11 protein-coding genes are annotated in these 11,850 nt (G+C 62.6%); 5 read left to right on the top strand and 6 right to left on the bottom strand.

The annotated features are described in order from the left end of the window. Positions 1–118: 118 nt before the first annotated feature. The 4 genes from argS to ACIBK2_RS31650 form a co-directional block, all read right to left on the bottom strand. Positions 119–1,885, bottom strand: coding sequence for an arginine--tRNA ligase (argS, locus tag ACIBK2_RS31665; RefSeq protein ID WP_396972483.1), 1,767 nt, complete (start codon positions 1,883–1,885; stop codon positions 119–121). A gap of 32 nt (positions 1,886–1,917) precedes the next feature. Beyond that, complete coding sequence (locus ACIBK2_RS31660) at positions 1,918–2,673, bottom strand: hypothetical protein (RefSeq protein WP_396972481.1); 756 nt, start codon at positions 2,671–2,673, stop codon at positions 1,918–1,920. After that, positions 2,670–3,488, bottom strand: coding sequence for a class I SAM-dependent methyltransferase (locus ACIBK2_RS31655; protein WP_396972480.1), 819 nt, complete (start codon positions 3,486–3,488; stop codon positions 2,670–2,672). The genes ACIBK2_RS31660 and ACIBK2_RS31655 overlap by 4 nt, the downstream gene beginning before the upstream one ends. A 98-nt stretch (positions 3,489–3,586) precedes the next feature. After that, entirely contained in the window at positions 3,587–5,104 is a 1,518-nt protein-coding gene (locus ACIBK2_RS31650; protein ID WP_396972479.1) for a pyridoxal phosphate-dependent decarboxylase family protein, read from the bottom strand. An 80-nt stretch (positions 5,105–5,184) separates the two neighbouring features. On the opposite strand from ACIBK2_RS31650, the gene ACIBK2_RS31645 reads away from it, so the two are divergent. After that, the gene (locus ACIBK2_RS31645; RefSeq protein WP_396972478.1) at positions 5,185–6,465 is read left to right on the top strand and encodes a helix-turn-helix domain-containing protein; all 1,281 of its coding nucleotides are present in this window, start codon (positions 5,185–5,187) and stop codon (positions 6,463–6,465) included. Here ACIBK2_RS31645 and ACIBK2_RS31640 read toward each other — a convergent pair. Next, entirely contained in the window at positions 6,455–7,174 is a 720-nt protein-coding gene (locus ACIBK2_RS31640) for a Type 1 glutamine amidotransferase-like domain-containing protein (RefSeq protein ID WP_396972476.1), read from the bottom strand. The genes ACIBK2_RS31645 and ACIBK2_RS31640 overlap by 11 nt on opposite strands. Positions 7,175–7,263: 89 nt before the next feature. Here ACIBK2_RS31640 and ACIBK2_RS31635 point away from each other — a divergent pair, with 89 nt between their 5' ends. After that, the gene (locus ACIBK2_RS31635; RefSeq protein WP_396972474.1) at positions 7,264–8,067 is read left to right on the top strand and encodes an alpha/beta hydrolase; all 804 of its coding nucleotides are present in this window, start codon (positions 7,264–7,266) and stop codon (positions 8,065–8,067) included. Between the two features lie 53 nt (positions 8,068–8,120). Then, entirely contained in the window at positions 8,121–8,336 is a 216-nt protein-coding gene (locus tag ACIBK2_RS31630; RefSeq protein ID WP_396972472.1) for a DUF6881 domain-containing protein, read from the top strand. Here ACIBK2_RS31630 and ACIBK2_RS31625 read toward each other — a convergent pair. After that, positions 8,327–9,574, bottom strand: coding sequence for a hypothetical protein (locus ACIBK2_RS31625; protein ID WP_396972470.1), 1,248 nt, complete (start codon positions 9,572–9,574; stop codon positions 8,327–8,329). The genes ACIBK2_RS31630 and ACIBK2_RS31625 overlap by 10 nt on opposite strands. Positions 9,575–9,881: 307 nt before the next feature. Between ACIBK2_RS31625 and ACIBK2_RS31620 the strand changes: the two genes are divergently transcribed. Together ACIBK2_RS31620 and ACIBK2_RS31615 are read left to right on the top strand one after the other, a co-directional pair. Further along, positions 9,882–10,625: a tRNA-dependent cyclodipeptide synthase gene (locus ACIBK2_RS31620; RefSeq protein ID WP_396972468.1), complete on the top strand. Its 744-nt coding sequence runs from the start codon at positions 9,882–9,884 to the stop codon at positions 10,623–10,625. Beyond that, the gene (locus ACIBK2_RS31615; RefSeq protein ID WP_396972467.1) at positions 10,622–11,812 is read left to right on the top strand and encodes a cytochrome P450; all 1,191 of its coding nucleotides are present in this window, start codon (positions 10,622–10,624) and stop codon (positions 11,810–11,812) included. Before ACIBK2_RS31620 ends, ACIBK2_RS31615 begins: the two co-directional genes overlap by 4 nt. Positions 11,813–11,850: the final 38 nt, after the last annotated feature.

The raw sequence follows: 11,850 nt of genomic DNA, 5'->3' as shown, positions 1-11,850 counted from the left end.
CGATGCCACGGCATCCAGTGTCGTCATCACGGCACCTTCCTCGCTGAACATCGTTCAGCGTGTTGGGCCGGAACCACCGTTAAATCCACAGTCCCGCCGTGGCTGCCGATGGCCGCCGTTACATCCTTTCGGGTGCGTTAATTCCAAGCAGGTGCAGCCCGTGTTGGAGTGTGCGTGCTGTGAGTTGGCATAGTGCGAGGCGGTTGGTGCGGGTGGGTTGGTCTGCTTTGAGTACGGGGCAGGTGTCGTAGAAGGTAGTGAACGCCCGCGCGAGGTCGTAGAGGTAGCCGCAGAGGCGGTGGGGTTCGAGAGTGGTGCTGACGTCGGCGAGGGTGTTGCTGTAGGTGTCGAGTTCCATTGCCAGCGCGCGTTCGGCAGGTTCGAGGGGCAGCTCGACGTCGATGACCGGATCGTGCTCGTCGGCTTTGCGCAGGATTGAGCGGATTCGAGCTTGGGCGTATTGCAGGTAGACCGCGGTGTTGCCGTTGAGGGCGGTCATACGGTCGAGTTCGAAGGTGTAGTCCTTGACTCGTGAGGTGGAAAGGTCGGCATATTTGATCGCGCCGATGCCTGCTTGCTCGGCGATGAGGTCGAGCTCGGCGGGTTCTAGATCCGGGTTCTTTTCTGCGACTACTTCACGAGCTCTAGTGACTGCGTCGTTGAGCAGGTCCATCAGTCGTACGGTTCCACCGGCGCGGGTTTTGAACGGTTTGCCGTCGGGGCCGAGCACTGTGCCGTATGCGATGTGTTGGGCCTCGATGTCCTCGGTCAGCCAGCCTGCTCTGCGGGCGGCTTCGAATATGAGCTGGAAGTGCAGCGACTGTCGGGAATCGGTGACGTAGAGCAGCCGCGTGGCGTGCAGGGTGGTGGTCCGGTATCGGATGGTTGCGAGGTCAGTGGTGTCGTAGCCGTAGCCGCCGTCGCGTTTGCGCACCATCAACGGGACCGGTTTGTCGTCGGGGCCGGTTACTTCCTCGGAGAACACGACGAGTGCGCCGTCGCTGTCGACGGCGATCTGTTTGGTGATGAGTTCGTCGATGGTGTCGGCGAGCATGGGGTTGTAGAAGGATTCACCTACGTAGTCGTCGGGGGTGAGCAGCACTCCCAAGCGTTCGTAGATATGGCCGAATGCCTTTTCCGATTCGGTGACGATTTCACGCCATCGTGCTGTGGTTGCCGGGTCACCGGCTTGTAGCGCGACGACGCGTGCGCGTGATCGGTCGGCGAAGGCGGTGTCGGCGTCGAAGGCGGCGCGGGCCTGTTTGTAGAGCTGGTCGAGAGCTGACACGGCCGAGCTGTCGTTGTCGAGGTCGTCTTGGTGCCAGCGTGCGTCGGGATGTTCGTCGAGGTATTGGATCAGCATTCCGAACTGGGTTCCCCAGTCCCCGAGGTGATTCTGGCGGATCACGCTCGCGCCGAGGAATCCCAGCACGCGGGCGAGGCTGTCTCCGATGATCGTGGTGCGCAGATGCCCGACGTGCATTTCCTTGGCGATGTTGGGCGCGGAGTAGTCGATCACGGTGCGGCGACCGGCTTCTGGAGCGCCGATGCCGAGGCGTTCGTCAGCCAAGCGAACGGCCACCTGCTGCCAGACGGCTCGGTCGGGCACGGTGATGTTCAGGAAGCCTTTGCCGGACAGCTCTACTGACGCGACCGCTGAATCCGGCGTGGAGCGCAGGGCCGAGGCGAGCTCGCCGGCATAATCGGAGGGCTTGATTGCGAGGCGTTTGGCCAAGGCGAGTGCGGCGTTGGATTGGAAGTCGGCGTGTGTGGATCGTCGGACCACCGGGTCTGCTCCCGCCATTTCCGGGCGGGTTCGGCTGATGGCCTCGGAAACGGCATCAGCGACGTGATCGAGCAGTGGCACAACCCCGGGATGGGTCACGACAGAATTCCTCCTGATTGGGTAGGGACGAGTCAGTATCCCAGGCGGGTTCGACCGTGTGGTCGTGACCGGTTGATCGCGGCGAGCACGGGCTTGGGACGTTTCCTGAATCGGGCGCCGTCGAGTTCGACCACGATCCGTGCTCGGGCAAGAATGGCCAGGCCACGAATCAACGTCGAGCGCAACTGCGGGCCGTCGCGATAACCGAGAAAATCCTTCCCCGCAACTCCTGGACCATGGATGACTACTTCGGTGAGGTCGGCAACGGTCATGACCGTGTGCGTGCACATCGAGAGAGCGAGCAACGCCAGCGCGCGCTCGGCTTGGTCGCGGTGAATGCGGTATCGGTCGATGTCTCCGCCGAGAAAGATGTGCGGGCTGGTCAAGGCGTTGAGGAGCAGCCGCAATTTGAACCGATGTGAGTTAAGAAACCACGGCTCGACCACCACGGGGACGACGTCGAGGCCGGTGGGTGTGGTGTCGAAGCACATCAGCGTGGTCGCTTCGGTGACCTCGGCGAAGGTGGCGAACAGCTTGGTCTCGTAGTCGACCTCGGTGTCCAGTGCCAAGCCATGGCGATGGTGTAGCGAGCACACCGCTGCAACCAGCAGCGTCATAGTGTCCAGCGAGAGCGGATCTGATCCCACGAGCACCAGATCCAAATCTGATCTCGACGTGCCGGACCCATCAGCATGTGAGCCGTAAACGAGTCCGTAACCGTCTCGTCCGACGTAATCACGGCGAATCTGCTGGGCGTCATCGAGCGCGCTCTTGATGCTGCCGGTCATGGTCGGCTACCGAGAGGCACGTGGCAGATGGGGTGGCTGCTGCGGTGGAAGTCGATCACGTGCGCCCCGCTCGGCAGATGTACCGAACCATCCGGCTGGACGTACCGGTCGACGAATGCGCTCAGTTCTTCGCGCACTCGAGAGTCGCCGATCAGAGCAGGGTGGCTTTTGAGATGCACCACTTGTAGCCAGGCGAGGGCGGTTTCACGGCTTGGGGCCCACGCTGCGCCGCCGCGGCGAGTGTGAGTCAGCGTGCCCAAACCGGCGTCCTCGGCGTCGCGCAGGCCGGTCACTAGTAGATCGCGGGTGTAGCCGCGACCGCCTTCGGGAAAGGGGGCGATCCGTTCCCACTGCCGGGTGACCAGGCGCTGCTCGCGGGTATCAGCGTCGAAGAACAACGCCAGCAGATGCCCTCCCGGGGCCACCAGACGAACCAGACGCCGGAGAAACCGCATAGCCTCCACCCGAGCCTGTCCCAGGTCGGCGCAGGGCTCGATTCCGTTGGCGGACAACGTCTCGAAGAACTCTCCCAGCGGATAGCTCAGCGACCAAAATGCCGCGACCACTTCGAAGCCGCCATCCCAGCCCTGCATGTGCAGGTGCTCGACGGCGCCTCGGGTATCGGCACACAACGTTTCGGCGTCTGGGAACTTGGTGGTGACCGCCTCGATCATGGTGGGGCTGTAGTCGGCAAGGACTAATCTGCGTGCGTACGGTGCTAGTGCTTGAGTGACTCGTCCAGTGCCACAACCGAACTCGGCGACACTGAACGATCCGATCGGATCACCGAAGCTGTTGTGCAGCAGTTCGGTCACAAGGTCGATGTCCTCGTCACCGTCGAAATAGTGCGGCAGCAGGTACCGGTCGTAGACTCCGGCACTTTCATAGACCGAACGGAAGGTGTGCAGGTCAGTCATCGCGGCCCCGCTTCGAACTCGGCTCCGAGCCGATCGACGTAGCTGATCACATCGACCATGTGGGTCTGGGTGAGATTGGGGTTGTTGGCCATGAATCGAAGCGGATGCAGGATCGCGCCATGCCGCAGCACCGCGTTGTCATCGGGGATGCTGAACTGGTGCAGATACCAGCGACCGTCATCGAGCATCCGCTGGTACACCCGCTTGTTGATCTCGTTCACCAGATCGATTTCGCCTTGGCGCAACTCGCGTCCGGCGTTGAGTTCTTGTGGGAGATAGATGAACGCCACCGCCGCCAGATCCGGGGTGTTGAGTGGCCGCATGCGTGGATGAGCGTCGAGCAGCTGGGCGAACTGTCGCGCGTGTGTGATGCGTTGCTCGGCGAGCTCGGACAGTCCGCGACGGCCACGAGTGCGCATCATCATCCACAGCTTCAGCGACAGCCAACCTTTCGTCCCAATGAACGGGGTCACCTGCCCGAAAGCGAAGTCCTCCTGCATGATCAGATCCGAATAGCTGGCGGTCGAGCGTAGTGCGTGTGGATGCCGCACGAGTAACGCGCTCAGTCCGTACGGGATGGCCATGACCTTGTGCGGGTCGACGGTCACGCTGTCGAACAAGTCGATGCCATCGACGCGGGCGCGCAGTCGTTCGCTGAAAGTGGCGACTAATCCCCAGCATGCATCAGCATGCAGGTGAATGGCCGGATCCGCCGCACGAACCAGATCGTGGACTGCGCGAAGTCTGTCGATCGTCTGGGTGCGACTGTCTCCGGCGTAGGCGACTACTGCCATGATCCGACCCGCGTGTCCGTCCAGCGTTCGCGCCAGGTCATCGAGGTCGTAGCGATATCCACGGGTGGCGACCTCGATCGCTCGAGCACCCACACCGATCCACGTCAGTGCGCTCTTCACGCTGTAGTGGCCGATACCGCGTGGTACCACGACACCGAACTGCTCGGCGTCGGTGACCCCGTTGTGCATCGTGTCGGGTGCCTTGGCCTCGCGCGCCAACATCATCGCCATCGTGTTGCTCGACGTGCCGCCGTGCGTGATCACTCCGCCGACGTCCCATACTGTCGAGACATCGGTGACAGCGGGATTGGCGTAGCCGATCAACTCACGCAACCACCGCAGCACCGCGATTTCGATGAAGGTGGCGCTGGGCGCATCGAAGCTCTGGTTGATCATGTTTTGCTGGGTGAGCATCGCTAGTATCCCCCCAGCCAACGCGCCCAGATCGTCACCGGTGTCACCGAAACCAAGAAATCGGGGACTCGATTCGTTCTTGCACAGCGGCAACACATCATTGGTGAAGATCTCCACCACCTCCTGCACACTGGTCGGATCGGCTGGAAGCCGTGTCAGCAGGAGGTCTCGAATGTCCTTTGCAGGCAATCGCTTTCCGAAGATGTCCGGTTGTTGTTTGAATCGCAAGCCAAGGTCGAGGGCGTGGTGCAGGATCGCCGAAGAAACATCTGGCTGCTGACGAGGGTCTAGGTCAACGAGGCTCATCTTCATAGTGTGATGTGCTTCACTGGTCGAAGGCGATCAGTCACAGGGACCTGTGAAGAACTGTCAAGAGGGTGGCCGACATGCCCGGCAACGCCGAACTGGGGGCGGTCCTGCGCGAGTTGCGCAAGGTCCGGCACCTGACGCTGGCCGCAGTAGCCCGTCGGGCCGACTGCGCGGAATCGATGGTCTCCTACATCGAGTCCGGGCATCGACACCTCCATCCCTGGCTAGCCACACGTCTGGACGCGATCTACGACACCGGCGGGGTAATCACCGCACTCACATGTACCTCCCGCTCGGCTACGACCGACCACAGCCTCGCTGCCCACAGCGATACGCTGGTCGTGGAGGTGCTGGAAGGAGGCGCTGCGATGCCGCTGTCGAGGCGAGAGCTACTGCTCTATCTGGGCATCGGAATCGGAGGCGGGGAACTGCTATCGAACCTCTACAAGACCCTCGACACAGTAGAAATCGACGACGACAGCCTGGCCTCGTTCGAGGCCGCCTACGCGGCCTACCAATCCTTCGCCCGCGCAATGCCTCCCGCACCGCTGATCGACCAGATGACCGGAAAAGTCGCTGTTCACGAAGGCTTGCGTCGCCGCACACACGGCCGACAACGACGCGAATTCGCACACATGCAAGCACGTTTCGCCGAATCACTGAGCTGGCTCAGCGAAGAATCCGCAGACCTAACCGCCGCGTTGTACTGGATCGACAGGGCCACGCAGTGGAGCAACACCACGAACTGGCCAGAAATGGCGGCATACTGCACTGTCCGTCGGTCCATGATCGCGATCAGCTTCGCCAGCGACGGCCGCCGCGCCATCGACCTCGCCCACGACGTACTGGACGCTCCAGATCCCTCGCCGCGCATTGCCGGGCTCGCCGCCAAGCAGATGGCCTTCGGCTACGCGCTCTCCGGAGACGCCGACGCCAGCATGCGCGCTCTGGACCGGGCAATGCACCTGCTGGCCAAACCAGCCCGCGACAGCGACACCCACCTCGGCCAGCGCAGTGTCGTTGACGACGATCTATTCACCATCTTCCGCACCACCTGCGAGATCTACCTCGGCCGCGGCGAACGCGTGATCCCTGTCCTCGAACCCCGCCTAGCTGCGCTGTCCACATCCTCAGCCCGCACCGCCACCATCACCCGCGCCAAACTCGCCCGCGCATACGCCAACGCCGGACTACCACACGAATCCGCCCACATCGCCCACACCGCGCTCGACGACATCGCCCGAGTCAAGTCCCTCTCGGCGCTCAGCGAACTTCGGCGCACCCTGCCGGTCCTGCGCCAGTGGCACGGACATCAAGATGTCCAATCGGTCATCCAACGCCTCGCCACTACCGCTTGAGCCGCAACACCTCGACCGATTCCTCGGCTACCACGCCATCGGGTCCCATGGTGACCCGGTACGCGCCCGCACCGTTCCGATCGGCGATCGCTGCCACCAGCTTCGTGCCCGAAAAATGTAGCCCCGCACCAGCATCGGTGGCATACCCCTCGGAGTAGTCGCCCGATTCGATCATGTCGTGGAACTGCTCGCGCCGATCCGCGTAATGCACAGCATTTACGTAGGGCAGCAGACCAAGGCCACCATCAAAGCCGCTGACCTCCCCGAGTGAATCGGTCGACCCGCCCTCGAACCAGCACAACGAGCCGGCCGACTCACCGCCGAGGACCACACCTCGCTCCCAACACTCACTCAACAGTTCATCGAGGCCGTGGGCACGCCACACAGCCAGCAGGTTCACCACGTTGCCACGATCAACCCAGATCACATCCTGACCACGCAGATGCGCCCGCACGTCGGAAACGTTCGGCTTGTCGAACAGAGTCAGGTGACTGGCCTGTATCGAATCGTCGTCGGCGAACGCCGCGTAGAAGTTGTCGATGCTGTCCCGGCTGTCACCGGAGCCAGTCGCGATGAAGCACAACTTCGGCCGCAAGGGTTGCCCGGCAAGCTCAAAGGCATACCTGAATACCGGTGAAGGCTGCCACGGATCCCGCGCCCGGTTGAACCCCATCGACGTCGCCAGAATCGTGGGAGCTTCGGAGGGCACCTCAGCACGGTAACAAAGCGATCGGTCCTAGGCCGACGCTTCAGAGCGCCTGACACCAAGAGGCGGCACGCCCCCGGCAGCGCGGGACTATGTGGTTCGGGTGGTCGAGTGAACAGGAGCGCTTCAGTGCAACGTTTGAGCTGACCTCGATAGACGGGATCCATTTGGATGCCGCGGTGCACCACACCCCGGTCGATCCTGCGAGAGGTGTGGTGCTACTGGTACATGGCATCACGGTGGACATGGATGAGGGCGGGGGAATGTTTGTTCGTTTGGCTGATCGGCTGGTGGCGTCGGGATTCAACGTCGTGAGGTTCTCGTTCCGAGGGCATGGCGCGAGCGGCGGTACCCCGGAGGGGATGACGATCGCGGGTGAGTGCTTGGATCTGCAGGCTGCTATGGCCGCGGTGGACGAGCGTTTTCCAGGGCAGCAATTGTCAATCGTGGCGGCCAGTTTCGGGGCGGTGTCTGTAGCGCTGTCACTGTCGTGGCTCGATGGGTTGCACCGTCTGGTGTTGTGGAATCCGGTACTGGATCTGTCGCTCACCTTCCTGACACCGGAGTTGGCTTGGGGGAGAGAGAATTTCGGCCCCGATCAGCAGAAGGTATTGCAGGACAGCGGGTTTCTGCTCGTTGATGCGCCGGTATCTTACGACATCGCATCGGAGTTCGCGCGGTCCCGTCCGGATACGGCTTTGCACACGGTGGTCGGTTCGGATCATAGATTCGACTCCCGAGAACGGGAGGATGAGGCGATCGAGGTGACGGTCGAGTGGTTGTCCGAGGGTTCTTCGGTGATGTCGAAGCAGCGCGAAGCAAACCGAACGAAGAATCGTGGATTGCGACGAGAACAGCAAGATCAAGAAGTGTGCTCCCCGCGCGTGCGGGGATGATCCGATCGTCGAAGGACGGCCCCTCGATCTCTTCAGGCGAGATCATGAGGTACGTGAAAGTCGTCTGGCCTCACGACTTCGACGAGGAACCGGTCTCCTACTTCCACGAAGTCGGCGACGACAACTACGAGACACGTCGCGTTCAGGTCTACCGAGACGGACACCGCGAGCGGGCCGACGAAAGCCATGAAACAGACACCGCTGGTCTCGCTGAGATACCTATCGCTCCGGTCGACGAGATCGCAAGCCAACACGGTAGTCAGGATTGAGGTGGTGGTGCGGGGAGGCAAGCTATGCCAGTCACTGCGTAGGTGGTTTTGCCGCTTTCGGTTTGCGAGTCGACGATCGATTTCAGCCACGGCAGGTCGATCGGGCCGCGCATCTTTTTGCCGGTGATCAGGTCGTACTCGGTGTATGCCGGTGTGTTGTGGGAGTCGATGTGTGCGACTGTGGTTCCGGTCACCGTCGCTTGATGTCCGAATCCCTTTGCAGGGAGTTCCCATTCTTTGCGGGCTTCGGATGGCTGATTCAGCGGTATGGAAAGTACTGCCCCGTCGTCACCGTTGATCCAGTACAGCCGATCCCCGCTCCGGGTCAGCGTGTTCGGCCGGGACCATGCGGAGTGCCCGGCCATACCCACGTGTGACTGAGTGCGCGCACCGGTGCCAGTATCGAGTTGCACCAACTCCAGTCCGAGCCCGCCGGTGCGGTCGTAGCTTGCGTCGGCCGAGCCGTAGAGGTTGAACAGCGCCGACCCGTCCGCCGAGCATGTCGAGGTCCGTGACTCGCTGCGGAACATGTTGGGCCACTGCCATTCACCGCGCAGGACGGGTTCGCCACCGTTGATGGGGAGTTCGAACAGTCGGTGTTTGATCATCGATTGGTCCGAGGTGAGGTCGTCGAACGTGACGACGACCCCGAACGCGCTCTCGCCGCAGTGCGCCGCCGAGAGCATGATCCCGGGGACTGACCCCGGCAGTGGTGCTGCGTCCGGGGAGGTCAGGACGTAGTCGTGCCGATACTGCGCCGCTGTTCCGCCGCGGGTGCCGGTGTTGAACCAGATCAGGCTTCGGCCGGAGGCGACATCGTGGGCGATGCCTTCGACCGTGTCCTGGTTGTTCGCGAGCATGGTGCGGCCGGAGGGACCGACGGTCATCACCGAATCAGCTGTGGCGAAGGTGAACCCGCGATTCCAGCTGACAATGCGTGCCGAGTCGATCGCGCCGCCCTGGAGCTTGCCGACGAGGTTGCCGTTGGCGTCGATGGCGAAGGCCGACGTGTGGTCGATCTTGGTCATGATCGGAGGTTGTGACGGCCCGACCGTGACCACGGCGATCGCCTCGCTCGGCACCTTGGTCATCTCGGCCGCAGTGATCGGAGCGGAATCTTGCCCGCAGGCCGACGTGGTGATCACCATCGCCGTCAACGCGACCAGGGCAGGTGCGGACGGCCGCACCACGCCGGCTCTCCGTCGTCGTCCAGGATGCAGGACCTGGCTCGGTGTCATCACCTCACCGTAGACGACGAAGTGTTCCTGTAATCGCGTACGGTGCACCGGATTTCGATGCCGCTGCGGCATGCGCGAAGGTGATGACGGCCCGGGGGTGGAACTGTGTGAACATGAGAATTCGGCGCGCGGGTAGACTGTGGGCATTGGAGCTCTCACTGTTGCCGGGGCTCGGTGGGTACGGCGAGGATCAAAGGACTCGTGAGCGACGCAGGGGCCCGGGGACAACGGTGTGCACCACGGGCTCGGCAGCGCGGGAATGAGCGGGTAATTCGGTAGATCACCCTTCGGTGAAAGGCGCGCGATCGTGACGTCGGCAACGCTCTCCAGATCTGCAACAGAACCATTGAAACCCACTGTCCAGCAGGGCTTTCTGGTTCAGCCCTTTACTCGGCACTGTCAGGTTGTTCAGCGCGATGGTGATCACGCCGTCATCGGTGTGTCGCCGGGAAACAGCTACTTCTCCGGTCAGCGAATCCGGGACCTCGCGAGGTGGGGTCTGGCGCACTTCGACCGGGTCGACATTGTCTACACCGATGTGTATGTGGCCGAAATGTTCTCGGCCACAGGATATTCCGAGCTCGATGCGCGCCGCAAGGCGGACAAGAACATTCGCGGTGTGCGCGCTAAAATCGTTGCGGCCGTTGATGATGCGGATCCGTCGGGACAGCGACTGTCCGCGAAGGCGATGTCGGAATTCCGGTCCAACGAAGCGTACCGGGACCTGCACGCGGATCTGCTCAGGCGATCGGCCGACGATGAGGAATTCCGTGCGGTGTGTGAGGCACTGGTGGCGCGGTTCCTGTCCTCGAAAGCTCAGGACGGGGTCGCACCGACCCCGCGCCAGCACGAGGTATGTCTCGACTACATCCGCGCTGAGGTCCCCCTGTTCCTGGACACGCCCGCGATCCTCGGGGTGCCGTCGTCGCTGAACTGCTATCACCAACTGCTGCCCATGGCGGAACTGCTGTATGCGCGCGGATCCGGGCTTCGCGCATCCCGCAATCAGGGGCACGCCATCGTTACTCCTATCGAAGGAGGCACCGCATGACGACCGTCGACACACAGCTCGCCTTCCCGTTCTCGGCCCGTGGAGACCGAATTCCCGATGAGGTCAACGTCCTTCGCGAAACCTCGCCCGTACGCAAGGTACGCACCATCGCCGGTGACGAGGCCTGGCTGGTGAGCTCCTACGCCCTGTGCAAGCAGGTGCTGGAAGATCGCCGGTTCTCGCTGAAGGACACCTCCGCTCCTGGAGTGCCCCGCCAATACGCCCTCACCATCCCGCCGGAAGTGGTCAACAACATGGGCAACATCACCGGTGCGGGTTTGCGCAAGGCGGTGATGAAGGCCCTGAACCCGAAATCGCCTGGCCTAGAGGAGTTTCTGCGAACCGCGGCGACGAGGCTGATCGACACCCTCGTCGCCGAGGGTGCGCCCGCCGATCTACGCAACGATTTCGCCGACCCGTTCGCGGCCGCACTGCACTGTCGAATCCTCGGCATTCCGCAGCAGGATGCGCCAAGGTTGATGCGCAGTCTGCACATCGCGTTCATGAACTCCGCGGCGCCCATCGCCGCCGCCGAGCTCAACTGGGATCGGGATATCGCGTACATGGTCGAGCGCCTCGACGACCCGGCCACCTCGGGACTGATGGCCGAACTCGCGGCATTGCGCGACGATCCGGAATATTCACAAGTATCGGAGCAAATGCTGGCCACCGTCGGGGTCACCTTGTTCGGCGCCGGTGTAATCTCCACCGGCGGCTTCCTCACCATGGCACTGGTTTCGCTCATTCAGCATCCGGAACTGAAAGCTCAGTTGCTGGCAAACCCGGCGTTGATTCCTGCCGGCGTGGAGGAGTTGCTGCGCATCAACCTGTCCATCGGCGATGCGCTGCCGCGACTGGCGACCGAAGACGTCGAGCTCGGTGACGTCCAGATCGGCAAGGGTGAATTGGTGCTGGTACTGGTGGAGGGCGCCAATTTCGATCCCGCCGCCTTCCCCGAACCCGAGACGGTCGACCTGCATCGCCCCAACGCCAGTGCGCACTTATCGTTCGGCGGCGGTCAGCACTTCTGCCCGGCCACCGCGCTCGGCCGCAGACACGCCCAAATCGGCCTGGAAGTGCTACTGGACCGCATACCGGGCTTGGATCTGGCCGTGCCGATCGACCAACTCGTGTGGCGCACCCGCTTCATGAAACGGATCCCGGAGCGCCTACCCGTCTTGTGGTAGCCGCCGACAGATAACCGCAGTGCGGCGTCGTGAGCTCG

It is taken from the genome of Nocardia sp. NPDC050175 (assembly GCF_044459885.1).
In the GTDB taxonomy this organism is placed as follows: domain Bacteria; phylum Actinomycetota; class Actinomycetes; order Mycobacteriales; family Mycobacteriaceae; genus Nocardia.
Note: the sequence above shows the minus strand (reverse complement) of the source record. Positions and strands in the feature narration are given on the sequence as shown.

What these genes read in the sequence shown, in the direction of transcription:
- ACIBK2_RS31660 (WP_396972481.1), bottom strand. Translation starts at nt 2,673, where the DNA reads ATGACCGGCAGCATCAAGAGCGCGCTCGATGACGCCCAGCAGATTCGC.
- ACIBK2_RS31650 (WP_396972479.1), bottom strand. Translation starts at nt 5,104, where the DNA reads ATGAGCCTCGTTGACCTAGACCCTCGTCAGCAGCCAGATGTTTCTTCG.
- ACIBK2_RS31645 (WP_396972478.1), top strand. Translation starts at nt 5,185, where the DNA reads ATGCCCGGCAACGCCGAACTGGGGGCGGTCCTGCGCGAGTTGCGCAAG.
- ACIBK2_RS31635 (WP_396972474.1), top strand. Translation starts at nt 7,264, where the DNA reads ATGTGGTTCGGGTGGTCGAGTGAACAGGAGCGCTTCAGTGCAACGTTT.
- ACIBK2_RS31625 (WP_396972470.1), bottom strand. Translation starts at nt 9,574, where the DNA reads ATGACACCGAGCCAGGTCCTGCATCCTGGACGACGACGGAGAGCCGGC.
- ACIBK2_RS31615 (WP_396972467.1), top strand. Translation starts at nt 10,622, where the DNA reads ATGACGACCGTCGACACACAGCTCGCCTTCCCGTTCTCGGCCCGTGGA.